We start from the raw sequence: 25,790 nt of genomic DNA, 5'->3' as shown, positions 1-25,790 counted from the left end.
CGCGCCATCCGCAAAACCAGAGGTGAAGGAGCCTACTCCCTTCAGAAGCTCCTGCCGGCCGGGCTCGGCCTGCTCATGCTACTCGCTCTGCTTCCCGTGATGGCGGCCGGGTTTCTCGGCGCGCGGGACAACACGACGCGGCTCCTGCGCGCATCCAGCGATGCGGTGGTGGACGGGCTTGAGGAGCAGCTTCGCGCGACGCTCGATCCTGTCTCTCTCCAGATGGCGACGGTCGCCCGCTACATCGGTTCGGGCCGCATCGATCCGCAAAGCCGCGAGGAATTCCGCCGCTTCATGATCGGCGTGGTGACGGGCCAGAGCCATATCGTCGGCATCGCCTTTCTCGAGGCTGAAGGCCCGTTTCGCCGATGGAGCCGCGATCGAGCCGAGGAGACGATCGAGCCGCGAAAGACCGCTCCTGGCGCCGAGGAGATCTGGACCTCTGCTGTGACAGGGGAGGGTCCGGTCTGGCATCGGCCTTTCGTCAGCGAGATCACACAGACGCCGGTCATCCTGCATCGTCAGCCCGTGCTGCGCGAGGGGCGCCTGCTCGGCGTCCTGATGACGGCGCTGACGTCCGACTCGATCTCCGACTTCGTGATGAACATGAATTCGGGGATCACACCCTTCGTGCTCGTGGATCGCGACACGGTGATCGTGCATCCGAACATCCGCAACGCGATGATCCAGGGCAAGGGTCTGCCGGGCATCGCGGCCGTGAGCGATCCGGCGCTTGCAGCCATCTGGACCGATCCGCGCCGGCCAACCCTGCGCGATCCCCATGCCCGCGCCCAGACCCACTGGAGTTGGGTGGGTGCCGGCTATTCGGCCTATCAATATCATTACCGCGAGATCGCCGGCTATGGGCCCTATCCGTGGATCGTGGGCTTTCACCAGAACTCCCTCGCCACCTTCCGCGAGCGCTTGGTGGTGGAGGCGCTGTTCTATGGCTCGGGGCTGGTCCTGCTCGTTGTCATGGCGCTGGCCTGGTTCATGGGCCGCCTTGCCGCAAGGCCGGCGGAAGGCATCGCCAGGGCTGCGCGCGCGCTGGAGGGTCTGGAGTTCGATGCAGTCCGCAGGCCGGAGCTGGAAGCGAGCCGCGTGGCGGAGGTTCGCGACACCGCCCATGCGTTGAGCCGCGCCGCGCTCGCGCTCAAGCGCTTTCAAACCTATGTGCCGCGCGTGCTGATCCAGCAATTGATGACACTGGGCCATGACCGCACACTGGCGCAGGACCGGGATGTGACCATCCTCTTTCTTGACCTGGCCGGCTACACCGCCTTCGCCAATGGCCGCAGCGCCGAAGCGGTCGCGAGCTATCTCAACGGGATCTTCGCACAAGTTGGCCCGATCATCGAGCAGGGCGGCGGCACGATCGACAAGTATACTGGCGACGGGCTGCTGGCTGTCTGGGGCGCGCTGACCGAGGACCCTGACCATGCGGAGAGGGCCTGGGGCGCGGCGCTGTCGATCCGCGAGGCCATGGCGCCGGAGATGGACCGCATGCTGGCTGCCGACCCGCGCAACTGCCGCATGCGCATCGGCCTCCATTCAGGCCGTGTGCTGGCGGGCGACCTCGGCTTCAAAGGCCGCATGGATTACACGGTGGTCGGCCGGACCGTGAACCTCGCCCAGCGGACGCAGGCTGCGCTGAAGTCGATGATGGGAACGGACAGCGTGGTGCTGGGGCTCACAGAGACGACGCGGCGGCGCCTGTCGCTGCCGCTCGAAGGGCTGGCGCGCCTCCAGGAGGCGCCGGGCGGGGAAATCCTTTACCGGGTGACGACCGCAGCGCCGTCCACGGCGGAGGGGGCGCAGACCAGCCTCAGCCCCTCTCGCGCCATCAGCGACCCGGCGCGGGCCTCCTGAAGGTGACGCTCCCGGCGGGTCATGGCCGTGTCGCAATGGCCGGGCGAATGATGGAAGCCCACAAGGCGCCGAGCGCCGGCGGCGTCCGCCAGAGCGATGGCGGCCTCTGCGGTCGAATGGCCCCAGCCCTTGCACGCGCCATAATCGCAGGCCTCCAGCATCATGTCGTAGACGAGCGTGTCCACACCCTCGCACAGCCCCACAACATCCGGCGCGGGGCCGCCTGCGTGGTGCTCGATGTCGGTAATGATCGCTGCGGAGCCGCCAGGGCCGTCGAAGCGATAGCCGGTGGCGCCGGAGGGGTGATCGAGCAGCGCAGTTCGGATGCGCTCGGAGCCGATCTCCAGAGTTTCGCCGGCGCGGAATCCGTGGAAGAGGATGCGCGCCGGTGCATCGGTCAGGCGCAAGGGGAAGAGCGGGGGCGCGAACATGCGTTCGAGCATTCCGGCCGGATCGTCGCCGTCGAGGTTGCCGCACCAGAGATGGATCTCGCGATCCTTCCGATAAGCCGGCGCGAAGAAGGGCAGGCCCTGCACGTGGTCGTGGTGCAGGTGGGTCAGCAGGATATGGATCGGCTCGTCGCCGGCCCAGCCGCCCTGCTTGCCCAGCGCAACGATTCCCGTGCCGGCATCGACGATGAGCCGGCTGTTCGCGTTGATGACTTCGATGCAGGCGGTGTTGCCGCCATAGACCACCGTGTCTGGCCCCGGCACGGCGACGGAGCCGCGCACGCCCCAGAACACAAGTTCCGGCGCGCTGAGCTGTCCTTCGCCGGGGAACGCTGCGTGATGGGTCACGGGTCGGGTCCACTCGTCCTGCGCTGCGAACCGGCCCCTCCGGCGCCCGCCTTCGCATGGCGGCGCTTCAGGAGCCTGTCCGATCCTCGCGCCGATCATGACAGCCGGCGCGCAACGGGTCTGTGTGATTCAACACACGGATCCGTGATCGACAAGCCCGGCCTGTGCCTCCTGGTTCGAGGCGTCAGCCTTCTGCGCGCAGGCCGGGCGTGCCGCCTTCGCCAAGGCCGCCCAGATGCGCCTGCATGTAAAGCGGCTCGCCAAGCCTTTTCACCAGTTCGAGCTGCGTCTCGAGAAAATCGATATGCCCTTCCTCGTCCGCCATCAGTTCCTCGAACAGCTTCTTTGACGGGTGGTCATTGATCGACTGGCAATAGGCTGCGGCCTCCTGATAAAGCGCGCGCGCCTCGACCTCGGCCCTGAGATCCGCCTCCAGCACTTCGGTGACGTTCTGGCCAATTCGCAGCGGGTCCAGCACCTGCATGTTGGGGTGCCCCTCCAGAAAGAGGATGCGATCCACGAAGCGGTCGGCATGCTGCATTTCCTCGACGGATTCCTCGCGCCATTTCCTGGCGAGCGTGCCGAGGCCCCAATTGTCCAGCAGCCGGTAATGCAGCCAGTACTGGCTAATGGCGGTGAGTTCGCTGCGCAAGCCGCGGTTGAGATACTCGATGACCTTGCTGTCGCCCTTCATGGCGGCTCCTTCGTGATGTGCCCGGACCGGGCCTGCGTTGTTTAGAATAATTCCAGACTATGCGCTCCCGGTCAAGTGTTCGCCGCTGCGGCATTGCGCCGTTGCGCCGGGCTTGCGGTTCTGTCACAGCGGAGTTGCCGCGCCGCTGCCAGACTGGTTCCTGCGCAAGCGGCGTGTGACCGGCGCAGCCTGGAGGCCCCCATCATGCGCATCCTTCTCACGGGGTCATCCGGCTGGCTGGGGCGACATCTCGCCATCCGCCTTCGGGAATGTGGCCATGATGTGGTCGGCCTCGACATCGCGCCGGGGCGGGACACCAGTGCTGTCGGCAGCGTGGCGGACGGGGGCTTCGTGCGGCGCGTCATCGCCACCAATGACATCGAGGCGGTGATCCACGCTGGCGCGTTGCACAAGCCCGACATCGCCCGCCACAGCACGCAGGCCTTCATCGACGTCAACGTGACAGGCACGCTCAACCTGCTGGAGGCGGCGGCCGATGCTGGTCATGAGCGTTTCATCTTCACCTCCACGACCTCTGTGATGATCTCCCGCGCGATCCGGGACGAGGTGTCTGACCGGGCAGCGTGGCTCGATGAGCGTTCCGGGCCGCTTGCGCCGCGCAACATCTATGGCGTGACCAAGCTTGCGGCCGAAGGGCTCTGCCGGGTGCACCACGCCGAGCGAGGCCTCAACATCATCGTGCTCAGGACTGCCCGCTTCTTTCCCGAGGATGACGACACGCATCGCGCGCTCTCCGGCGAGAACCTGAAGGCCAACGAATTCCTGAACCGGCGGCTGACCGTGGCGGATGCTGCCGAGGCCCATGTCGCGGCGCTGGAGCGGGCGACGGCCATCGGCTTCGGCATCTTCATCATATCGGCGCCGCCACCCTTCGCGCCGGAGCAGGCTGTCGCGCTGAAGCGTGATGCGCCGGCGGTGCTGCGCGAGATCTACCCTGATGTGGCTCAGCTTTACGCGCGGCGCGGATGGGCTCTGCCCCGAAGCATCGGGCGGGTCTATGATCCAGGTGACGCCGAAGCGGCGCTGGGCTTCAGGTGCCGCACCGATTTCGCTGCGGTGCTGGACGCGATCAGGCAGGGCAGGCCGCTGCCTTTCGAGCATGACCCTGCATATGTGTCACCGGCGCTCTCATCAGCTCGAACCGGCGCCTGAGCGGCGAACGTGCCTGATTTCCGTGGCCTGCATGGCCAGTCCGCTCAAGTCCTGCGGGAGCGCCAACTCCAGCTGCCCATCCTTGCAGGGGGCGAGTGAATCAGGGCTTGATCGACGGATGCCATCACGGTCCCGTCAAACTGAATAAAGGGTCATCGCTCTGAATTAAGAAGGCTTTATCTGGGGCTCTCGTCAGAAACAGGGTTAGTCTGCGCTTAAGGAAACTGTTTGTGGGAGATTGCGGAACCTCTCATCCCGAAGGTTCATTCATCGTCGGCGATGCCTCGCCAGGCGGCGCCTTCCAGATCGTCGAACTGCCGGTTGCGCAAGGACCACAGAAAGGCGAGGAGCCCGAGAAGGCCCATTGCGATCGCCAGGGGCATCAGCACGATCAGCACATCCATGGTCTGTCTCCGCGTTGGGGGGAAGGCTCAGGCTCAGGCTCAGGCGCGGGCGCGCAGGGCGTTGAGCGTGACAAGGATCGACGAACCTGACATGGCGAGCGCCGCGACGAGGGGCGTGGCATAGCCGGCGACCGCGATGGGGACCGCAATCGCATTGTAGGCAACTGCAAGCCACAGGTTCTCGACCATGATGCGCCGGGCCCGCCGCGCGATCACCAGGGCCTCGATCACGGGCGCCAGCCTGTCGCCGAGAAACACCGCATCGGCGGCCGTCTGGGTCAACTGCGCCGCGCTCGCCGGCGACATCGAGACGTTGGCGGCGGCCAGGGCGGGGGCGTCATTGATGCCGTCGCCGACCATCAGAACGTTCCGGCCCTCAGCGCGCATCGCCTCGATGGCTGCGATCTTGTCAGCGGGCTTCAGGCTCGCAACGCTGGATCTGACGCTGAGCGCACGCGCCACGCGGGCCACGGGCTCCGCCCGGTCACCGGACAGGATCGCGATCTGTGCGCCAAGCCCCCGCAGTTTCCCGGCCACGGCGACCGCATCGGGGCGCAGCGCCTGCGCCACCGCGAAGATCACGCTGCGCTTGCCCTTCGCGAATGCGATGAACGAGGCGTCGGGAAAGCGCTCGGCCAGAGCCGCAGCGTCTGCCTCGCAGCTGCAATGCTGCGGGCTGCCAAGGCGCAGCTTCTCACCGCCATGGTCGGCCTCGAGGCCGAAACCCGGCTTCTCGCGCACGCCATCCAGCGGCTTGTCGGCGCCGGCCGCGCGGGCCAGCACCATCGCCAGCGGATGAGTGCTTGACAGGGCGAGCCGCCCGGCCAGGGCCAGGTCCGCAGGGTCGACCTCGTCGGCGTTGGCGAGCGAGGCGTTGGGCATTGTCAGCGTGCCGGTCTTGTCGAAGACGACCATGTCGACAGCCGCGAGCCGTTCAAGCGCATCGCCCGAGGCCAGCAGTATGCCCCGCCGGAAGAGGGACCCTGCGGCCACGACCTGCACGGCGGGAATGGCAAGGCCGAGCGCGCAAGGACAGGTGATGATCAGCACCGTGATGGCAATGACGAGAGCCGGCTGCCAGGACAGCCCCATCAGCATCCAGCCAAGGAAGGTGGCAAGCGAAACGGCATGGACCACCGGCGCGTAAAGCCTGGCTGCCCGGTCAGCCAGCTTGACATAGGCAGAGCGGCTTTCCGTGGCGCGGGCGAGGAGCTTCTCGACCTCGTCGAGCAACGTGCCTTCGGCCGCCTTGCTGACGCGGATGCGCAGGGCCCCGGTCATGTTCATGGTGCCGGCATAGACGGGCGAGCCTGAATCGACCGTGACGGGGCGCGTTTCGCCCGTGACCAGGCTCTGGTCGATGTCGGAGCGGCCGGATTCGACCACGCCGTCCACCGAGACCCGCTGGCCCGGCCGCACGAGCACGAGATCGCCAGCCTGCACCGCCGCGATCGGCACCTCGCACAGCTCCTGACCTGACATGAATCTGACTGCGGTTTCCGAGCGCAGCGCAGCGAGGTTGCCGGCCGTGTCGCGGGTGCGTCGCCGCATGGCCTGATCGAGGTAACGGCCGATCAGCAGGAAGAAAAGCAGCATCACGACGCCGTCGAAATAGGCGTGCTCGCCATGGTTCAGCGTCTCGAAGACCGACATGCCGAGCGCCAGCACCACGCCGAGCGTGATCGGCACATCCATGTTGACCGCGCCGGCCCGCAGGGCGCGCATGGCGCTCTCGAAGAAGGGGCGGCCAGCATAGGCGGCGGTCGGCAGGGCGATCAGGGCCGAGATCCAGTGAAACAGCGTCCGCATCTCGGCTGTCATGCCGGTTTCGTGGCCCGACCAGACCGGCACCGAGAACATCATCACGTTCATCGCGGCAAATCCGGCGATGCCGAGGCAGCGCAGCAGGCGGCGTTCTTCCTTCGCCTCTGCGGAGAGAACCTTCTCGACCGCGAAGGGATAGGCGCGGAACCCCATGTCATCGAGGCGCTCGATGACGCCGGCAGGATTCTCCGCGCCGTCGGCCCAGGCGATGGTGACGCGCTTGCTGGTGAGGTTGACGCGGGCCGAGACAAGGCCCGGTTCGTTCCTGAGCCCCTTCTCGATCGTCGTCATGCACCCCGCGCACTGGATGCCGTCGACTGCGAGATCCATGGCGGCAAGGCCATCCTTGCGGCGGACGAAGGTGGAGAAATCGGTCGCTGTCATGATCGCGGCACTATCCGGGGAGGGAGTTCACAGCCGCTTGCGGTTGCGGCTCTGGTAAAGGCGCTCGCCACCGCGCGTGGCGGTGAGGGACGCGTCCCAGATGCCGACTGTGACGCCATCGATCCGGGCGGCGTAGACGCCGCTCGCGCCCGGCGTCAGCATCACCACGTGGTCCAACTGGCGGCTTGTCGGATGAAGCAGCTTCAATTCCACCTGAAGCCCGTCGATGGGCGCGCCAGTGCTGTCGGTGAAGCGGATGAGTGCGTTGGCGCCAGCCTCGCTGCGCACCAGTTCGAGCTCGCCTGTCCATCCGCGCGCCTGCTGGGCGGCGGCGGCCTCGATCTCGCCGTTGTAGCGCTGGCTGACCTCGTAGCCGTTCCGCCCTGCGTCGAGGCCAGGCATGGTGCTGATGGCCGAATACATCATGAAGCCGTTCACGGACACGACCGTGACAAAGAACGCGATGAACCCGCTCAGCACATGCCAGCCTGTGAGCGTGAAGGACTTTTCCGGCGCCGCCTGAGCGATCGGGGAGGGGATCAGGTCAACGAGCATGACAAAGGCTCCACAGCAGCTCATCGGATGACTCCGGGTTTGCAGGATGCGGAGCCGCGCCTCACGGCGCGAAGAAATTCTCCTCCACAGTCACAGTCTCGCCTGCAAACAGGTCGGCTGCCTTGATCCGGATCAGATTTGTGCCGGAGGCGAGAGAGGCGCGCGACGCCGTCACCAGCACGCGGACCTCGCGGGTGGTGGACGGCTCCACCACGACAATGGGTCGCCAGTCCACGGTCCGCGTCGCGCCCTGCACCTCCATGGTGACGCCCGGCGGTCCATCGACGGTGAGCGCGACCTGCCGGCTCTCGGAGCGCTTGTTGATGAGGCGGACGGTGTAGGCGTTGCGGATCGAGCCATCGCGGAGCGTGACGAACAGCGGCGTGCGGTCGTGGATCAGGTTCAAGCCGAGGAAGGAGCGCGTGGCGAGTTGGTAGATCATCGCGCCGCCGACCAAGGCGATCACGGCAGCGTAGAGGATCGTGCGGGCACGAATGAGCCTGTAAACCGGCTCCTTGCCCGCCTCGCGGGCCTTGATGGCATCGTCGGTGTCATAGGCGATGAGGCCGGTTGGATAGCCGACCTTGGCCATGACGCTGTCGCAGGCATCGATGCACAGGCCGCACTGGATGCAGCCCAGCTGGGCGCCGTGGCGGATGTCCACGCCCGTGGGGCAGACCGCGACGCATTGATGGCAATCGATGCAGTCGCCGGCGGGAAGTTCCTGCGCCTTGGCGCGACTGGCTTCCTTGACCGACATGCGCGGCTCGCCGCGATCATAGCGATAGGAGACGTTGAGCGCGTGCTCATCGGTCAGCGCCGCCTGAATGCGCGGCCACGGGCACATATGCAGGCAGACCTGCTCGCGCAGATGACCGGCCAGCACATAGGTCGTGGCGGTGAGAATGCCGATCCAGAGATAGGCCGTGAAGGGCGCCTGCAGTGTCGCAAGGTCCCGCACCAGCGTCGGCGCGTCAGAGAAATAAAGGACCCATGCGCCGCCCGTCCACCAGGCGATCATCAGCCACACGAAATGCTTGCCCGCCTTGCGGACAATCTTGTCGGGCGTCCACGGCGCGGCGTCGAGCTTGATGCGGTCGCGGCGATTGCCCTCGAAGACGCGCTCGACCTTGAGGAAGAGGTCGGTCCAGACCGTCTGCGGGCACAGATATCCGCACCAGATGCGCCCGGCCAACGCATTCATCAAAAACAGGATGATCGCGGCGAGGATGAGCAACCCCGTGAAGTAATAGACCTCCTGGGGCCACAGCTCGATGAAGAAGAAGTAGAACCGGCGACGCTCGAAATCGATCAGCACCGCCTGGTCGGGCAGGTTGGGGCCACGTTCCCAGCGGACAAAGGGCAGCAGGTAGTAGATCGCCATGCCGACGATCAGCAGCCCCCACTTCAGGCGGCGGTAAAAGCCGCTGACCTTCTGCGGATAGACCTTCGGCGTGGGCGCGAACAGCGGGATGTCGTCATCGTCGGTGTAAGCGCCCTGCGCCGGGGTCGTGCTCACTGTCCGCCTCCGAGGCTGGTGACATAGACGGTCAGGGCCTTGATCGTGACGGCATCGAGGCGGCCATTCCAGGCGGGCATCTGCCCGCCGCGTCCGTTCTGCAGGCCCTCGGTCATCGCCGCTCGGGAATTGCCATAAAGCCAGATGGCGTCGGTCAGGCTCGGTGCGCCGAGATCCTGGTTGCCCTTGCCTTCGTCGCCATGGCAGCTCGCGCAATTGGCCGCATAGACCTCCTTGCCCTTGGCGAGGCCAGCGCCGGCGGCCACGTCCAGCCCCGCGATGGAGCGGACATATTCGACAGCCTCGGCAATCTCGTCCTTCTTCAGCATGCCGGTACGGCCAAAGGCGGGCATGTTTCCGGCGCGGGTTTCGGGCGCGGGTTCCCAGCGGATGCCGTGCAGGATGGTCTGCTGGATCTGCTCAGGGGCGCCGCCCCAGATCCAGTCATCATCGGCCAGGTTGGGATAGCCGGTGAAGCCCATGCCGCCCGTGCCGTGGCACGCCATGCAGTTGTCGCCGAAGGCCGCCTTTCCTCGCGCCAGGGCGATTCGGGTGAGGTCAGCGGATGCCCTGATCTGCTCGAAACTGGCGTCGGCCAGGCCCGCAGCCTGCGCGTTTCGCTGGGCCTGCAGCTTCTCGATCTCCACGGCCACGGCTGCGCGGTTGGTGTAGCCGAGCAGGCCGACTGTGTGGGAGCTGATCAGCGGCACTGCCGGATAGACGATCATGTAGCCGATCGCCCAGATGATGGTGGCGTAGAAGGTCCAGAGCCACCAGCGCGGGAGCGGCGTGTTGAGTTCCTTGATGCCGTCCCATTCGTGGCCGGTGGTGTGGATGCCGGTGACGCGATCCAGTTCGGGCTCCGGGTTTATCTTGTCAGCCATGGCTCAGTCCTCATTCAACGGCATGGATGCGGCGCGCTTGAAGCGCTCGCCATTGCTGGGCCAGAGTGCGTAGGCGCAGACGATCGCGAAGATTCCGACGAAGTAGACCAGCCCCACCGATTGGGCGATGCCGGCCAGGGATGCGTACATGTTGGCCATGGCGTCACCTCAGATTGGCTTTGTTGTCGTAGAGCTTTAAGTCCACCAGCGTGCCGAGAACCTGCAGGTAGGCAATCAGCGCATCGGCTTCGGTGACCTTCCTGGGGTCGCCCACGAAGGGCCTGATCTGCGCCTTCGGGTAACGCTTCTCGAGAGCGGCGGCGCCTGGATGTTCCGGATCGATCTGCGCACGCAGGTCGACGGCGGCGTTGGCGATCATCTCGTCGGTGTAGGGCACGCCGGAGAGGCGGTTCACCTTCAACTCGGTGGCGATGTCGGCGAAGTTCAGCTCGGTCTTGGCAAGCCATGGATAGGCCGGCATGATCGACTGGGGCGACACTGAACGGGGGTCGTTGAGGTGCCTAAGCTGCCATTCATCCGAGAACTTGCCGCCGACGCGGGCGAGGTCAGGGCCCGTGCGCTTGGAGCCCCACTGGAAGGGCTTGTCGTACATGCTTTCCGCAGCGAGGCTGTAATGGCCGTAGCGTTCGACCTCGTCGCGAAGCGGGCGGATCATCTGGCTGTGGCAGTTGTAGCAGCCCTCGCGGACATAGATGGCCCGGCCCGCCAGTTCGAGCGGCGAGTAGGGGCGCATGCCCTTCACCTTCTCGATCGTGCTCTGCAGGTAGAAGAGCGGCGCGATCTCGACCAGGCCCCCCACCGAGATCACGAGCAGGACGCCCAGGATCAGGATGATGGAGTTGGTTTCGAATATCTTGTGGCGTGACCACAGGGATGGCTTGCGCGGCGGCGTGATGGTTGCGTTTGTCATGATGGGTCCTCAGCCGGTTAGCGGGCTGCCGCAGGGAGGGCGTCGCCGATGCCCGCTTCGCGAGCCTCGGGTGCGCCACGCACCGTCATCCAGAGATTGTAGGCCATGATCAGGGCCCCGGCGAGGAACAGTCCCCCGCCCAGCGCGCGGATCACGTAGAAGGGCTTCATGGCGGCGACCGTCTCGATGAAGGAGTATTCGAGGAAGCCGAGCGGGGTGTAGGCGCGCCACATCAGGCCCTGGAGGATGCCGGAGACCCACATCGCGGTGATGTAGAGAACGATGCCGAGGGTCGAGATCCAGAAGTGCCAGTTCACGAGCTTGAGGGAGTAGAGTTCCTTCTTGTTCCACAGCCATGGCACGAGGCAGTAGATGGCGCCGAAGGAGATGTAGCCGACCCAGCCGAGCGCGCCTGAATGCACGTGCCCGATCGTCCAGTCGGTGTAGTGGCTCAGCGAGTTGACCGCCTTGATGGACATCAGCGGGCCTTCGAATGTGGACATGCCGTAAAACGCGAGGCTTACGACCATCATGCGCAGCACGGGGTCGGTGCGCAGCTTGTCCCAGGCGCCCGACAGCGTCAGCAGCCCGTTGATCATGCCGCCCCACGAGGGCATCCAGAGCATGACCGAGAACGCCATGCCGAGGGTCTGCGCCCAATCGGGCAGGGCCGTGTAGTGCAGGTGGTGGGGACCGGCCCAGATGTAGAGGAAGATCAGCGACCAGAAATGGATGATCGAGAGACGGTAGGAATAGACCGGCCGCTCGGCCCGCTTGGGGATGAAGTAGTACATGATGGCCAGGAAGCCGGCGGTGAGGAAGAAGCCGACCGCGTTGTGGCCGTACCACCACTGGAACATCGCATCCTGCACGCCAGACCAGACGATGTAGCTCTTGGGCGAGAAGATCGAGACCGGGATGGTGGCGTTGTTGCCCAGGTGCAGCACGGCGATCGTCACGATGAAGCCGAGATAGAACCAGTTCGCCACGTAGATGTGCGGTTCCCTGCGCTTCCACAACGTCGCCAGGAACACCAGCAGATAGGCCACCCACACCACGGTGAGCCACAGATCGGCATACCACTCGGGCTCGGCGTATTCCTTGCCCTGGGTGATCCCAAGCAGGTAACCGGTGCCGGCGATCACGATGAAAAGATTGTAGCCGAGCACCACGAACCAGGGCGCGATATCGCCGGCGAGGCGCGCGCGGCTCGTCTTCTGCACGACGTAGAACGAGGTGCCGATCAGCACATTGCCGCCGAAGGCGAAGATCACCGCAGAGGTATGGAGCGGGCGCAGGCGGCCGAAACTGATCCAGGGCAGGTCGAAGTTAAGCACCGGGAAGGCCAGTTGCAGGGCGATGACAAGGCCGACCGTGAACCCCGCTATGCCCCAGAACATCGCTGCGATGGTGGCGAACTTCACGGGGTCCATGTTGTAATTGGGTTTGCCGCCGATCTCCTGAGGCGGATGGTCGGCGCGATCGGTCGCGTGGTCGAACACCTTGAAGCAGGCCCAGGCTCCCGCGATCGCGAAGAGCAGCGCGTGAAAAGCATAGGCCGGGTAGTCGGTCTTGCCAGAAACGATCAGCGCCACCAGCGCCAACGCGCCGAAGGCGACGCCGGCCGCCATGTCCGTGCCCCTGACCTGTCCTGTGGGTAATGTGGTCGCCATCTGCCCCTCATCCGATGCACGGGAGCCAGCCGACAGGCCGGGATTCCCCTCTGGCGGCACAGTGCTGCGGTGCGGCACGGACGTGTTGATCCATGTCAAGGGCGGGGCAGCGCCGACATTGCTGGCCAATGCCGATGCAGCGAGCCGGGCCGTGAGCGAGGCTCGGCCTCCGCAGTTCTACGTATGGCTAAGTGTTTTTACGCGTGTTTACTCGTTTCATTGCAGGGGCGGGCGCTCGCGAGCGGCGCCGCGCGCGTTGTTGCGCCCAAGCCTCGTGGCGCTTCGCAGCGCACGCGGCCAGGCTGGATCTTCACTGACTGGGGATGGGATGGACCGGACGCTCGACGAGATCAGGCAGAATGAGGGGCGCCTTGCACGCATCGTCGCCATCTCGGCAGACGCAATCATCTGCATCGACAAGGCGCGTCAGATCACGCTCTTCAACGAGGGCGCCGAGCGTGTGTTCGGCTACGCGGCCAGCGAGGTCATGGGCCAGCGGATCGAGTTGCTGTTGCCGGAGCGATTCCGCAACGCCCATGCCGGCCATGTCGCGAGCTTCGCCGGCGGCAGGCCGACTTCACGGCACATGGCTGACCGGCAGGCGGTGTTCGCGCTGCGCAAGGATGGCCGCGAGTTCCCGGCCGATGCCAGCATCAGCAAGATCATCGTGGAGGGCGAGGCTGTCTACACGGTCGTGCTGCGCGACGTCTCGGACCGCTTCCAGCGCGAGCAGGAGCGACGAATCGAGAGCGACCGGCTGCGCTCGGCGATGGATGCGGGCCGCATCGGCGGCTTCGAACTCGATCAGGTCAGCGAACAGGTCAGGCTGCTCGGCCATGCCGGATTGATCCTCGGGGTCTCGGAGCCTGTGCTTGCGTTGGAGCGCTGGTACGCGCTGATTGATCCGCAGGATGCGCCGCGTGTGGCGTACAGCATCCGAATGGTGACGCAAACCGGCCACAAGGCGGAGATCGAATACCGCGTGCGCCGCACCGACGGGGTCCTGCGCTGGGTGCGTGCCGTGGCGTCGCGCTCGCCCGAGGACGGGCCGTGGCCGCGCCTGTTCGGCGCGGTTCAGGACATCACCGAGCAGAAGGCCCTCCAGCAACTGCTCGAAGAGCGCGTTGCAGAGCGCACGGCGGCCCTGAAGGCGGAAATCGAGCGCCGCGAGCAGGCGCAGGGAACGCTGGTGCGTGTGCAGCGCATGGAAGCCTACGGGCAGCTCACCGGCGGTATCGCCCATGACTTCAATAACCTGCTCACAGTGATCGGCGGCAACCTCGAGCTGCTCGATGACCATGTCGCCGACGCGCGCCACAAGCGTGTGCTCAAGCGGGCCATCGATGCGGTCGACATGGGCGCGCGGCTCACGCGCCGGCTGCTCAGCTTCGCGCGCCGCAGCAAGCTCGAGCCGCAGTTGCTCAACCTCAATGATCAGGTCGTCGGCGTGATCGACCTGCTGCGCCGGTCCATCGGCGAGAGCATCGCCATCTCATCGGACCTTGCGCCCGACCTCGGCGAGGTCAAGGCTGATGCCAGCGAGATCGAGAACGCCATCCTCAACCTCGCGATCAATGCGCGCGACGCGATGAGCGCGGGCGGCAAGCTCGTCATAGAGACTTCGAACGTCACCATCGACGATGATTTCAGCCAGTCAGGGCAGATCGACCGCATCAACCCTGGGCGCTATGTGCGACTGTCCGTCTCCGACACGGGCGCGGGCATGTCGCCGGAGGTGCTGTCGCGGGCTTTCGAGCCGTTCTTCACCACCAAGGAGCCCGGCCGCGGCACAGGGCTGGGACTTGCCAGCATCTATGGGTTCACGCGCCAGTCCAATGGCGGCGCAACCATCTACAGCGAACCGGGCAAGGGCACGACGGTCAATCTTTATCTGCCGCGCGTGGGGGGCGCGCCGGCAGCGGCCCATGCCGCGGAAGCCGCGAAGCCGCAACAGTCCGCTTGCGGCTCGACGATCCTCGTCGTCGAGGACAATGCCGAGGTGAGGGAAGTGACCACGGCGCGGCTTGAAAAGCTTGGCTACCGGGTATTGTCCAGCGAAGGCGGCCCTTCCGCGATCGCTGTGATCGACAGCGGCGTCACGGTCGATCTCGTGTTCAGCGACATCATGATGGCAGGCGGCATGTCGGGCTATGATCTCGCGCGGTGGGTGGCCGCGCGCAAGCCTGAGATGAAGATCCTGCTGACCTCCGGCTTCGCCGACCGCGTGGCCGCCCATGGCGAGAGCGATGCGGATTCGCTGAAGATCCTGCGCAAGCCCTACGCCACGGCGGAACTCGCCCAGGCCATCCGCGAGGCCCTTGGCTGAAGCCCGGGCCTGTGCGGCTGATCAGCTCCGTTCCACGGTGCAGGCGAGCATGTAGCCCACGCCCCGCACGGTCTTGACCAGACGGGGATCCCTCGCATCAACCTCTATCTTGCGTCGCAGGCGGGAAACGAGGGCGTCGATCGACCGGTCGAACGGGGTCCAGTCATGGCCCTTGAGCAGGTCCATGATCGTGTCGCGCGACAGCACGCGCTGCGGGCGGCGCACCAGGGCCTCAAGCAGGTTGAACTCTGCGGTGGTGAGCATGTGTCGCGCCTTGTCGGGGCCGAACAGCTCGCGGCTGCCGATGTCCAGGCTCCAGCCGGCGAAGCTGAGCCGTTCCGAGGCCGGCGTGCTTTCCGGGGTGGCGACAGCGGCTGGCGGCTTGCGGCGTAGCACGGCGCGGATGCGGGCGATCACCTCGCGGGGGTGAAAAGGCTTTGAGATGTAGTCATCGGCGCCGATCTCGAGCCCGACCACGCGATCGATCGTGTCGCCCTTGCCGCTGATCATGACGATGGGGATGTCGTGGGAGGCCCGGATCTGGCGGGCCAGCGCCAGGCCGTTCTCCCCGCCGAGCATCAGATCCAGCGTCACGAGGTCGATGCCGCCCGCTCCGAGCACGCCATGCATGCCAAGGCTGTCGGCCGCCTCCGACACCTGAAAGCCGTCGAGTTCGAGGCAATCGCGCAGCAGGGCGCGGATGGCCTCGTCATCGTCCACGACCAAAATGTGCTGGGCGCGCAGATTCATGACCCCAGTATAGGCTGCGTATCGGGTGGCAGCTTGTTACAATTCGTCACACGACGACACTCAAAGTCGAAGAGCCGTCGCATCACCGCAGGTTTGAACTGTCTAAAACCGTCTCGTCAACCTGACGCCGACCAGACGAGGAGACACGCTGTGATGAACGTCGCCGCCCATAACTTCAAGGCTGCCCAGCCCGTGGACCTCGCCCCTGGCGACATGCCCATCAGCGCGCTGCTCATGGCGAAAGGCCTGCACTCGGCGGCCAGCCGCAAGATCGCGGCCAGCGAGACGCTGTGGTGCGAAGGCGAGGAGCGCTCGCATATCTTCATCATCCGCACCGGCGCAGTCTGCCTTTCGCGCACCTTGCCCAATGGCCGGCGGATTGTGCTCGACTTCGCCTATCCCGGCGACATCATCGGCCTCGGTGCCGACTTGCATCCGTGCGATGCGCATACGGTTCAGCTCACCCGCCTGGAGGCCATCCCCGCCGCCGCCTTCAATCGCGCCGTGGCCGAAGATATCGAATTCGGCCGACAGGCGTCGCTCCAGATCGCGAACGCTCTCACGGCAGCCTACCAGCACGTGGTGGTGATCTCGAAGCTCTCCGCCAATGAGCGGCTGGCGAGCTTCCTGATGGCGCTGTCGCGCCGCAACGAGGCGAGGGGCCTGAGCGCGATGAGCGTGCTGCTGCCGATGAAGCGCATCGACATCGCCGATTTCCTGGGCCTCACCATCGAGACCGTGTCCCGCACCTTCACCCGTTTCAAGGAAGCCGGCCTGATTGCGATGGATCAGCACAACGTCGTGGTTTTCCGCGATCGTGCGAAGTTGAGGGCGTTGGCTGCCGGTGAAGGCGACCGCGACTGATGTCACTGCATCGGACCAATCTGATGATGAGCGCCACGATGGTGGACGAGTCGAAGCAACTGTTCCGCATCGTGATCGGAGCCTACGCGGCGCCCGACGAGGCGGCCTCGGCGCGGCTCGACCTGTCCAATGGCGGGCTTTCCGACAGCCAGCTATGCATGATCGGCAAATGGCCAGGGGGCGCTGCGACGACCCAGCGCCGGCGCATCGCGGGCGAGGAGGTCGAAGTCACCCGGCCCGACCTGTTCGATCAGGTCTGGCATGACGCTGCCTCGGCCGAGCAACCATTCGCTCCCTGGATGACCAGGGTGCAATCACGCGCGATCCTGGACTGCCTCAGGGGCGGCGAGCTTGTGCTGATGGTCAGCGCAGCCTCGGCCGCCGAGCAGGTCCGCGCCTCGCAGATCCAGCTCAAACACCGCCCATCCATTGTGCAGACCTACAGCTTCGTGGCCTGACAGGCTCAGCCGCCCGGCATCGCCCATGGCTCGTCGGCCAGCCGGCGGGCGCGATAGCGCGCGATGTCCTCGACATGGCGGAGCGTCAGGTCGAGATCATCCCAGCCATTGAGCAGTTGCAGCCGGCGGACGGGGTCGATGGCGAAGCCGAGGTTCAGGTCGCCGCACCGCACCGTCTGCGCTTCGAGATCGACCTCCGCCAGCGAGGGCTCCACAGTCAAACGGGCCAGAAGTGTCTCCACGTCAGCTTCGGCCATGATGGCGGGCAGCAGTCCGTTCTTGACCGCATTTGACGCGAAGATGTCGCCGAAGGACGGCGCGATCACGCAGCGCACGCCATAATCCCAGAGCGCATAGACCGCAGCCTCGCGTGAGGAGCCGGTGCCAAAATTGCGCTGGGCGACGATGATGCGTGCGTCCGCATAACGCGGATCGGAGAGCGGCAAACCCTGAACCGGCGCGCCATCGGGTGCAAAGCGCAGGTCATGCAGCAGGAACTGACCATAACCATCGGCGCGCGAGCGTTTCATGAAGCGGGCAGGAATGAGCTGGTCAGTGTCGACATTGGCCAGTCCGAGCGGGCAGGCCTTGGCGCTGAGGCGGGTGAAGCGCTCCATCGCTCAACCCTCCACGGGGGGCAAGGTGCGCACATCCGTCAGCCGACCGGTCACGGCGGCGGCCGCGACCATGGCGGGCGACATGAGATGCGTTCGTGCGCCAAGGCCCTGTCGGCCGCGGAAGTTGCGGTTCGTGGTCGAGGCGCAGCGCTCGCCGGAGGCCACCAGGTCGCCATTCATGCCAACGCACATCGAACATCCCGATTCCGCCCAGGTGAGCCCCGCATCCATGAAGATGCGATCAAGGCCTTCAGCCTCGGCGGCCCGCTTGACCGGGCTTGAGCCGGGCGAGATGAGCCCTGGCACCCGTGCCTTTCGGCCCCGCAGCACGGCCGCCGCTGCTCGCAGATCCTCCAGCCGCGCATTTGTGCATGAGCCGATGAACACCCGGTCGACGGCGATGTCCGTCAGCTTCTGGCCCGGGTTCAGGCCCATATAGGCCAGCGCTTCGGTGACATGGGCCGCGCGCAAGGGGTCGGCACCCGCTTGCGGGGCGGCGCCGGTGATGGGCAGCGCATCCTCGGGGCTCACGCCCCAGGTCACGATTGGCGCGACCTCGGCCCCGTCGATGACGATGTCGCGGTCGAACGGCGCGCCGTCATCCGTCGCAAGCGTGCGCCAGTCCGCGATGGCGCGGCTGAGCGCCTCTCCCTCCGGAGCGAAGGGGCGGCCGCGCAGAAACGCGAAGGTCGTGTTGTCGGGCGCGACGAGGGCGCAGCGGGCGCCGGCCTCGATCGACATGTTGCACAATGTCAGCCGCGCCTCCATCGACAGCGCGGCTATGGCGGGCCCGGCATATTCCACGGCGTGCCCCTGAGCGCCGTTGGCGCCGATTTCCGCGATGATGAACAGGGCCAGGTCCTTGGCGCTGACATGTGGCCCCAGCGCGCCCGTGACGGTGATGCGCATGCGCTTGGGCTTCCGCTGCCAGAGCGTCTGCGTCATCAGCACATGCGCGACCTCGGAGGCGCCGATCCCGAAGGCGAAGGCTCCGAAGGCGCCATGGGTCGAGGTGTGACTGTCGCCGCAGACGATGAGCAGGCCCGGAAGCGTCAGTCCCTGTTCCGGCCCCACCACATGGACGATGCCTTGCGCGGGGTCATCGAGCCCGAACAGGCGAAAGCCATGGCGCGCGGCGTTGGCGCTGAGACGGTCCACCATGCCGGCCACTTCCGGGTCGGCTATGCGGGGTCGTCCGCGCGTCGGCACGTAGTGGTCCGCCACGCCGAAGGTCAGGGAGGGCTCGGCGACGGCGCGGCCACGCTCGTCCAGCTTGCGGAAGGCATGGTGGGAGCCCTCGTGCACGAAGTGACGATCGACCCAGAGCAGCGTCTCGCCATCCTCGCGGACGGCGACGACGTGCCGGTCCCAGAGCTTGTCGAAAAGCGTGCGAGGCTTTGGGCTGGCCGTCATGCCGCCTGGATCTCCGCAATCATCTCCGCGATGGTGGCGACGCGCCCCACCGGGCGCAAGGCGTCGATCGCGATATGGTGAGTGCGAGGCGAGAAGGCCGCGCAGCCATCCTCAAGCAAGATGGCGTCGATGTCGCGCACATGCGCATCACGCAGGGTCGAGGCCACGCCGCCGTTGGTCACGATGCCGGCTATGAGGAGCCGCGTAAGCCCGAGCTTGCGGATCACCCACTCGAGACGGCTCATGTAGAAGGCCGAATAGGCCACCTTCTCCACTGTCACATCCACTGGCTGAAGCTCATCCACGGTGGCGTTGCCCCACGAGCCCGGCGCGAAGTCGCCTCTGGAGAGGAATGGCCTGAGCTGCCTGAGATGAGGCGAGATCATCGGCTCGCCGCCCCGTCCCGGCACGAGCGTGAACTGGGTCGAGATGACGACGCCGCCGCGGGCGCGCATCAGTTCGGCCAGCGGCCTGATGCGCCCGGGCAGCGCCCCGATCTCCGGCGCGGACTGGCCGCCCCGGGCATAAGCGCCGTCGGGGTGGATGAAGTCGTTCTGCAGGTCGCACAGCAGAAGACCCGTGGCGCTGACATCGAAGGGTTGGCGCATCACCGGCGCTCCACGATCAGGTTGCCGAACGCGTCGACGCGGGCGCTCAGGCCGGGATCGATCACGGTCGTGGCGTCGGACTGTTCCAGGATGGCGGGGCCATCGATCCGGGCGTCCACGGGCAGGGCCAGCCTGTCCCAGATGCTCGTCTCATGCCAGCCGCCATCAAACCAGACCTGCCGCGAGCCGAGCCGCGCAGCTTCAAGACTTGAATCCGCTTGCGGCGCCAATGCCTTGAGATCAAAGGGCGGACGGCGGCCGATGGCGGCGGTGCGCAGGTTGACGATGCGCACCGGAATGCCCGGCAGCAGGCGTGAGAAGGCGCGCGCATAGGCGGCCTCGAAGGCAGCGCGCGCGATCGCCTCGCTGATGCCCGTGCTCGAAGCGTGCAGGGTGACCGGCAACGGCACGGCGACCGTGTGGGTCTGCCCCTGGTAATGCATGTCGAGCTCGAAGGTGACGTCGATGCGCTCCACGGTGAGGCCAGAAGCTTCGACCACGGCGCGGGCCTCGCCGCCCGCCTGCATCATGCGGCGATCGAGCGCCATGGCGTCCAGCCCGTCCAGCATGAGGTTGACGGTGGCGACCTGATCATGCCGGATGTCGGCGATGATGCAGCCAAGCGCCGAGGTGATGCCCGGATAGCGCGGCACCAGCGCCGATTTGAGCCCCACATCCTTGATGAGCGCGCCGACATGGAGCGCGCCTCCGCCGCCGAAGGGAACGGCGGTGAAACGCGAGGGATCGTGCCCCCGCTCGATGGAGACGAGCCGGATGGCGCCGGCCATGCGCGCATTGGCGATGCGCACCACCGCCTCCGCCGCCTCCTCGGCGCAGAGGCCGAGCGGCGCGCCGACGCGGTCGAGCAGCGCCTTGCGCGCCGCCTCGACATCGAGCCGGGCCAGCTTGCCGCCGATGGGCCGCTCGGCATTGATGCGGCCGAGCACGATGTTGGCATCGGTGAGGGTAGGCCGGTCGTTGCCCTGCCCGTAGGCCACCGGCCCTGGCCTCGAACCCGCGCTTTCAGGGCCGACCGCGAGCAGGCCGCCTGCGTCGACATGCGCAATAGAGCCCCCGCCCGCGCCAATGGTGGTGATCTCGATCATCGGCGTGCGGATCACCATGCCGAAGTCGATGGTGGTCTGCGCCGCGAGCGAGGTCTGGCCGCCGGCCACCAGCGACACGTCGAAGGAAGTGCCGCCCAGATCAGCCGTGATGATGTCGGGGAAGCCTGCCGCCCCGGCGATCTCGGCTGCCGCGATCACGCCAGCGGCCGGGCCGGAGAGGGCGGTGCGGACCGGGAACTTCCGTGCCGTGGCCGTTGACATGACCCCGCCATTGGACTGCACGATGTGGAAGGAGCCCGGAAAGCCCTGCGCCGAGAGGCCGGCCTCGAGCCGTGCAAGATAGCTTGCCACGACCGGCTGGAGATAGGCGTTGAGGGCCGTGGTCGAGGTGCGCTCGAACTCCCGGATCTCGGGCAGGATCTGGGCCGAGTGCGCGACATGCGGGTTTGGCCAGGCCGCCAGCGCCGCATCATAGGCCGCGCGCTCGTTGGCGGCATTGGCGTAGGCGTTGACGAAGATGATGGCGAGTGCCTCCGCGCCGGCTTTCAGGAGGGTGCGGCAGGCCTCACGCACGGCCTCGACATCGACCGGTGTGCGGATCGTGCCGTCGGCAAGGGTGCGCTCGGGTACCTCAACGCGCATTTCGCGCGTGGCGACGGGCTCGAAATCGCCCCAGAGGCCCCAGGTGTTCGGCCGGTCGCGGCGGCGCATTTCCAGCGCATCGCGGAAGCCGGGCGTGGTGATGATGCCGATGCGGGCGCCCTTGCGCTCCAGCAGCGCATTGGTGCCCACGGTCGTGCCGTGGATGATCGCGCCGAGGCCGGCGATGTCGCCGAGCCGCCCCAGCCCCTCGATGAAGCCGACGGCTTCGTCGCCCCGGTTCGAGGGCGCCTTGGCGATGCGGAAGGCCCTCGTCTCCTCGTCGAAGAAGGCGAGGTCGGTGAAGGTTCCGCCGACATCGACGCCGACGAGCGTGCGTGGCAGGCGGCTCATGGCGTGCCTCCGCGGCGGGCTGCAGTTGCGGCTGAGTCGACAGCGCCCGCGCCGTCGAGGATGACGCCATAAACTTCGGCGGCGCTTGCCGGAGTGATGAAGCCGCGCCGCACATCGCGGAGCACCGCCTCAGGGGCGCGCCGCGCCGGATCGCCATAGCCGCCGCCGCCAGGCGATTCGAGCCGCAGCCGCTGGCCTTGTCTGAGCTTCACGCCCGTGACCTTGGAGGTCATGGGGGCGGTGCGCGGCCCGTCATCGCTGTCCCACGTGAAGCGGTTCAGGGCGGCGCTGCCGCCGCCGGCGACGCCGAAGGGGGCGTGGCGGCCGCGCTCGCCCAGCAGCGACACGTCGGCGCCGCCCGGGGACAGGATCTCGATCTCGTAGATGGCGCCGAAGCCGCCGCGATGGGAGCCAGGTCCGGCGCTGTCGGGACGCAGGGCCCATTGGGTGAACATCACGGGGTATGAAGCCTCGAGGATCTCGGCCGGGGGGATGGTGGCGGTCGAGATCGGGTTGTTGGCGTGGTTGAGCCCATCGGATTGCGGATTGCCGCCAAGCCCGCCGCCAAAGAAGGAGAACATGACCCAGCGCTCGCCGTCCGGCCTGTGCCCGGCGATGGAGAGTGCGTTGATGGTCCCGAATGGAGCGGCCGTGGCGCAGGCCGGGTCGGCCTTGGCCAGCGCGCCGAAGACGACGCCGATCATGCGCAGGATGGTTTCTGTGTAACCGGCGACCGGCCGCGGCGCGCTCACGCCGAGGAAGGTCGTGTCGGGGATGTCGAAGTCGATCGGACGCAGGCAGCCGGCATTGGCGGGAACGGCCGTGAACACATGCTTGAGCGCGACATAGCAGCAGGCCACCGCGGTCGAGCGAGCGATGTTGACCGGCCCCCGGCAGGGCGCCGACGAGCGCGAGAAATCGAGCTTCATGCGATCCCCCGCAATGGTGAGGTCGAGCGCGATGGTCAGCTTCTCGTCAACGATGCCGTCATTGTCGAGATAATCCTCGAAGGAATAGACGCCGTCGGGCAAGGCCGCGATGTTCTCGCGCATCAGCGCTTCCGCCCTGGCGGACGCCGCCTCGAGCGCAGCGCTGACAACCTCGTCGCCGTATTCGTCGATCAGCGCATGGAAGCGACGCTCCCCGAGGTCGAGCGCGTTGAGCTGGCCGTTGAGGTCGCCCCAGTTGGAGCGCGGCAGGCGCGTGTTGGCCTGGAGTATGTCCACAATGTCCTGTTGGAGCACCCCTTTCCTGAACAGCTTCACCGGGGGGATCAGCACACCTTCCTGGAAGCTCTCGGTGGCCTGCGGGTTGTAGCCGCCCGGCACGTTGCCGCCGATGTCGAGCCAATGGCCCACCGAGGCGAGCCAGGCGAAGATGCACCCGCCGCGCATCAACGGGCGCACCAGCCGCATGTCGTTGAGATGCGTGCCGCCGGCATACGGATCGTTGAAGATGAAGGTGTCGCCGGCTTCGACGGCGCCGGGGCCCGCAGCCTCGACCTTGTCGATGACGGCCTTCACGGCGAAAGCCATGGCGCCCACGAAGATCGGCAGGCCCTTGGCGCCCTGAACCAGAGTCGCGCCCGTGGTGGCATGGTAGAGCCCGTGGCAGGCGTCGCGCGCCTCCGCGATGATCGGGTTGAAGGCCGATCGGTAGAGCGTCGCATCCATCTCGTCGGCGATCTGCTCCAGCCGCCCGGTAAGGATGGCGAAGGTGACGGGGTCAAGCGCGCTCATCAGACATCCCCGCCATAGGACTTGCCAAGGTCGAGCATGCGATTCGTTCCAATCACTTCGTTGAGCTGGTTGAAGTCGAACATCCGGCTGCGAAAGGCGGCCGTGGTGCCGTCGCGCGTGAGGCCTTCGTAGAAATCGCGGGCCGCATGGGCGATGGCGCGCACGATGCCGCCGGGGAAGATCACAAGCGCATAGCCCAGCCCTTCGAGCTCTGCGGCGCTCAGGATCGGCGTCTTGCCACCTTCGACCATGTTCGCCATCAGCGGCGCGCGCCCGCCCAGCGCGTCTCGCACCGCGACAAGCTCCTCGCGCGAGCCGGGCGCCTCGACGAAGAGCACGTCCGCGCCGGCGTCGGCATACAGGCCGGCGCGCTCGATTGCGGCCGAAAAGCCTTCGACCGCGACGGCATCGGTCCTGGCGATGACCAGGGTCTCTGCCGAACTGCGCGCATCCACCGCGGCCTTGATCTTGCCGGCCATCTCGGCCGCGGGGATCAGGCGCTTTTCGGCAAGGTGCCCGCAGCGCTTGGGATAGCTCTGGTCCTCGATCTGGAGTGCGTTTGCGCCGGCCCGTTCGAACAGGCGCATGGTGCGCTGCATGTTCAGCGCGTTGCCATAGCCATTGTCAGCGTCGACGACCAGCGGCGTCGGCACCCGGTCGCGGATCAGCACGATCGTGTCCACCACCTCGCTCATCGAGACGAGGCCGATGTCGGGGCGGCCGAGGCGGGTGTAGGCGATCGCGGCGCCGGAGAGGTAAAGCGCCTCTGCCCCCGCATCGGTTGCGAGCAAGGCCGTCAGCGGATCATAGACCCCCGGCGCCAGCACGATGGGCCTTGAAGCGAGGCGGGCCTTGAGCGTTGCGGTCATGCTGGGGAGCCGAGTTCGAGGAGGTGTGAAAGCGTTGCTGCCTGGTCGAGCGTCAGCACGGCCTGCGCCAGGGCCGAAGCGCGGTCCGGGCCAAGATGCGGCGTCGTGATGTCGATGAACTTCTCCGCGACCTCCGCTGCGGTGTACGGGTCCTCGGTGTCGCCCTTGTTGGTCAGCGCCTCGGCCAGCAGCACGCGGCCATCCGTGAGCGTCACGCGCACCCGGGCGGGACGCTCCGCGGGCAGGCGGGCGGTCAGGCCGGGGTCCTCGTCGATGGTGATCCGCTGGGCCAGCGCGCGGGTCGCGGCGTCGTTGCGGGCAGCATCGCGGAAGGCGTCGAGGCTCGCCGCTCCGTTCACGATGAAGGTGGCCAGCGAAAAGGGCATCGAGAACTTGGCAGCCAGCATGTTCTGCGGGGCCGGGTGATCGAGCTGCGCGGCCCAGACATAGGTGTCGACCACGATCGACGCGACGTCGTCCGGCGCGATGCGGCCGCCCGCTTCGGCGACGATGCGGGAAAGTGCGTCCAGCGCGCCGTGATTATAGCGGCAGGCGGCATGGCGCTTGAAGTAATTGCGCGCGATCTCCCAGCGCTCGCCAAGATCTTGGACCATCTCGTCCGGCTGCCAGTCATCGGCGGCGATGCCACCATAGATCGAGCCAAGCCCGTCCGCCTCTCCGGTGAAGCCTGCCTTGACCAGATCCCAGGCGATAAGCCCGAGCATGTTCGAGGCGCCGGCATAGGTGTTCCGCACGGTCGCGCCCTCCAGCATGGTGCGCCGGCTCGTGGTCAGGCCGAAGGAGGAGGACAGGTTGATCACGCTTGCGAAGTCGGCCGCGCTGGCGCGGTTCAGCTTGGCCACGGACACCGCCGCGCCAACGACGCCCCAGACCCCATGCGGGTGCATCATGACCCTGAGCTTCGAGGATAGGCCGATGCGCGCGCCGATCTCATAGCCGAGCGCCAGGGCGGTGATGGCGTCGCGTCCGCTGACGCGCCTGAGGCGCGCCGCTGCGAGCAGGGCGGGCACGACATGGATGCCTGGATGGCCGCGGGCGTACTGGTTGCCCTCGTCGATCTCCAGCATGGTGCCGGCCGTGCCGTCCAGGAATGCTGTCACCAGCGGCGAGCCGGTGCGTTGGCCGCGCGCTGTCCGCGCAAGCGCCTTGGCGGCCTTGCTGACCTCCGGCTCCGCCCGGCCCGCTATGATCGCTCCAAGGCAATCGAGCATGACCAGCCGCGCGCGTTCCACGGCGTCCGGGGGCAGGTCCTCGAAGCGCAGCCCCCGCGCGAATCGCGACCAGCGCTTCAACCAGGCCGGGGTGCGACCGTTGACGAGCACGGAGGCGGGCAGAACGCCAGCGGTCATGATGGCCAT

The 25,790-nt window shown here is 66.7% G+C and carries 23 protein-coding genes; 5 read left to right on the top strand and 18 right to left on the bottom strand.

The window, feature by feature from the left end; genetic code table 11:
• Window positions 1-75 precede the first annotated feature (75 nt).
• On the top strand, window positions 76-1,869 hold the full coding sequence (locus HEQ16_13365) for a hypothetical protein (protein ID MCO4055008.1): 1,794 nt from the start codon (window positions 76-78) through the stop codon (window positions 1,867-1,869).
• Here HEQ16_13365 and HEQ16_13360 read toward each other — a convergent pair.
• Both HEQ16_13360 and bfr read right to left on the bottom strand, forming a co-directional pair.
• Window positions 1,773-2,666 (bottom strand): MBL fold metallo-hydrolase, encoded by an 894-nt coding sequence (locus tag HEQ16_13360; GenBank protein ID MCO4055007.1) that lies wholly within the window; start codon window positions 2,664-2,666, stop codon window positions 1,773-1,775. The two genes, HEQ16_13365 and HEQ16_13360, sit on opposite strands and share 97 nt — an antisense overlap.
• Before the next feature lie 184 nt (window positions 2,667-2,850).
• Entirely contained in the window at window positions 2,851-3,360 is a 510-nt protein-coding gene (bfr, locus tag HEQ16_13355; GenBank protein ID MCO4055006.1) for a bacterioferritin, read from the bottom strand.
• 204 nt (window positions 3,361-3,564) lie between these two features.
• On the opposite strand from bfr, the gene HEQ16_13350 reads away from it, so the two are divergent.
• Window positions 3,565-4,533, top strand: coding sequence for an NAD(P)-dependent oxidoreductase (locus HEQ16_13350; protein MCO4055005.1), 969 nt, complete (start codon window positions 3,565-3,567; stop codon window positions 4,531-4,533).
• Window positions 4,534-4,796: 263 nt separating this feature from the next.
• On the opposite strand, the gene ccoS is transcribed toward HEQ16_13350, so the two are convergent.
• The 8 genes from ccoS to ccoN form a co-directional block, all read right to left on the bottom strand.
• The gene (gene ccoS, locus HEQ16_13345; GenBank protein ID MCO4055004.1) at window positions 4,797-4,937 is read right to left on the bottom strand and encodes a cbb3-type cytochrome oxidase assembly protein CcoS; all 141 of its coding nucleotides are present in this window, start codon (window positions 4,935-4,937) and stop codon (window positions 4,797-4,799) included.
• A 39-nt stretch (window positions 4,938-4,976) separates the two neighbouring features.
• Window positions 4,977-7,148 (bottom strand): cadmium-translocating P-type ATPase, encoded by a 2,172-nt coding sequence (gene cadA / locus HEQ16_13340; protein MCO4055003.1) that lies wholly within the window; start codon window positions 7,146-7,148, stop codon window positions 4,977-4,979.
• 24 nt (window positions 7,149-7,172) lie between these two features.
• Window positions 7,173-7,700 (bottom strand): FixH family protein, encoded by a 528-nt coding sequence (locus HEQ16_13335; GenBank protein MCO4055002.1) that lies wholly within the window; start codon window positions 7,698-7,700, stop codon window positions 7,173-7,175.
• A gap of 61 nt (window positions 7,701-7,761) precedes the next feature.
• Window positions 7,762-9,219 (bottom strand): cytochrome c oxidase accessory protein CcoG, encoded by a 1,458-nt coding sequence (ccoG, locus tag HEQ16_13330; GenBank protein MCO4055001.1) that lies wholly within the window; start codon window positions 9,217-9,219, stop codon window positions 7,762-7,764.
• Window positions 9,216-10,103 (bottom strand): cytochrome-c oxidase, cbb3-type subunit III, encoded by an 888-nt coding sequence (gene ccoP / locus HEQ16_13325; protein MCO4055000.1) that lies wholly within the window; start codon window positions 10,101-10,103, stop codon window positions 9,216-9,218. Before ccoP ends, ccoG begins: the two co-directional genes overlap by 4 nt.
• Before the next feature lie 3 nt (window positions 10,104-10,106).
• Entirely contained in the window at window positions 10,107-10,262 is a 156-nt protein-coding gene (locus HEQ16_13320) for a cbb3-type cytochrome c oxidase subunit 3 (protein ID MCO4054999.1), read from the bottom strand.
• 4 nt (window positions 10,263-10,266) lie between these two features.
• The gene (gene ccoO, locus HEQ16_13315; GenBank protein ID MCO4054998.1) at window positions 10,267-11,034 is read right to left on the bottom strand and encodes a cytochrome-c oxidase, cbb3-type subunit II; all 768 of its coding nucleotides are present in this window, start codon (window positions 11,032-11,034) and stop codon (window positions 10,267-10,269) included.
• A gap of 17 nt (window positions 11,035-11,051) precedes the next feature.
• Window positions 11,052-12,707, bottom strand: a complete 1,656-nt coding sequence (ccoN, locus tag HEQ16_13310) for a cytochrome-c oxidase, cbb3-type subunit I (GenBank protein MCO4054997.1) — start codon at window positions 12,705-12,707, stop codon at window positions 11,052-11,054.
• A 328-nt stretch (window positions 12,708-13,035) separates the two neighbouring features.
• Between ccoN and HEQ16_13305 the strand changes: the two genes are divergently transcribed.
• Window positions 13,036-15,033, top strand: a complete 1,998-nt coding sequence (locus HEQ16_13305) for a PAS domain S-box protein (GenBank protein MCO4054996.1) — start codon at window positions 13,036-13,038, stop codon at window positions 15,031-15,033.
• Window positions 15,034-15,054: 21 nt separating this feature from the next.
• Here HEQ16_13305 and HEQ16_13300 read toward each other — a convergent pair whose 3' ends face one another.
• Entirely contained in the window at window positions 15,055-15,783 is a 729-nt protein-coding gene (locus HEQ16_13300) for a response regulator (GenBank protein MCO4054995.1), read from the bottom strand.
• Window positions 15,784-15,936: 153 nt separating this feature from the next.
• Here HEQ16_13300 and HEQ16_13295 point away from each other — a divergent pair, with 153 nt between their 5' ends.
• The gene (locus HEQ16_13295; GenBank protein ID MCO4054994.1) at window positions 15,937-16,647 is read left to right on the top strand and encodes a Crp/Fnr family transcriptional regulator; all 711 of its coding nucleotides are present in this window, start codon (window positions 15,937-15,939) and stop codon (window positions 16,645-16,647) included.
• On the top strand, window positions 16,647-17,105 hold the full coding sequence (locus HEQ16_13290) for a hypothetical protein (GenBank protein MCO4054993.1): 459 nt from the start codon (window positions 16,647-16,649) through the stop codon (window positions 17,103-17,105). Before HEQ16_13295 ends, HEQ16_13290 begins: the two co-directional genes overlap by 1 nt.
• Window positions 17,106-17,110: 5 nt before the next feature.
• On the opposite strand, the gene leuD is transcribed toward HEQ16_13290, so the two are convergent.
• The 7 genes from leuD to HEQ16_13255 are packed head-to-tail and all read right to left on the bottom strand — an operon-like array spanning window position 17,111 to window position 25,790.
• Window positions 17,111-17,722, bottom strand: coding sequence for a 3-isopropylmalate dehydratase small subunit (gene leuD / locus HEQ16_13285; protein MCO4054992.1), 612 nt, complete (start codon window positions 17,720-17,722; stop codon window positions 17,111-17,113).
• A gap of 3 nt (window positions 17,723-17,725) precedes the next feature.
• Window positions 17,726-19,135 carry a 3-isopropylmalate dehydratase large subunit gene (gene leuC, locus HEQ16_13280; protein ID MCO4054991.1) on the bottom strand — a complete coding sequence of 470 codons (1,410 nt, stop codon included), beginning with the start codon at window positions 19,133-19,135 and terminating at the stop codon, window positions 17,726-17,728.
• Window positions 19,132-19,743, bottom strand: a complete 612-nt coding sequence (locus HEQ16_13275; protein MCO4054990.1) for a cysteine hydrolase — start codon at window positions 19,741-19,743, stop codon at window positions 19,132-19,134. Before HEQ16_13275 ends, leuC begins: the two co-directional genes overlap by 4 nt.
• A complete protein-coding gene (locus tag HEQ16_13270) occupies window positions 19,743-21,803 on the bottom strand; it encodes a hydantoinase/oxoprolinase family protein (protein ID MCO4054989.1) in 2,061 nt (686 codons plus the stop codon). Before HEQ16_13270 ends, HEQ16_13275 begins: the two co-directional genes overlap by 1 nt.
• Window positions 21,800-23,542 carry a hydantoinase B/oxoprolinase family protein gene (locus tag HEQ16_13265; GenBank protein ID MCO4054988.1) on the bottom strand — a complete coding sequence of 581 codons (1,743 nt, stop codon included), beginning with the start codon at window positions 23,540-23,542 and terminating at the stop codon, window positions 21,800-21,802. The genes HEQ16_13270 and HEQ16_13265 overlap by 4 nt, the downstream gene beginning before the upstream one ends.
• Complete coding sequence (locus HEQ16_13260) at window positions 23,542-24,411, bottom strand: oxaloacetate decarboxylase (protein MCO4054987.1); 870 nt, start codon at window positions 24,409-24,411, stop codon at window positions 23,542-23,544. Before HEQ16_13260 ends, HEQ16_13265 begins: the two co-directional genes overlap by 1 nt.
• The gene (locus HEQ16_13255; GenBank protein MCO4054986.1) at window positions 24,408-25,790 is read right to left on the bottom strand and encodes an MmgE/PrpD family protein; all 1,383 of its coding nucleotides are present in this window, start codon (window positions 25,788-25,790) and stop codon (window positions 24,408-24,410) included. Before HEQ16_13255 ends, HEQ16_13260 begins: the two co-directional genes overlap by 4 nt.

Origin of the sequence: Bosea sp. (in: a-proteobacteria) (genome assembly GCA_023910605.1) — a bacterium.
GTDB lineage: Bacteria > Pseudomonadota > Alphaproteobacteria > Rhizobiales > Beijerinckiaceae > Allobosea.
The sequence above is the reverse complement of the archived record's forward strand: the minus strand, read 5'-3'. Positions and strand labels throughout refer to the sequence as shown.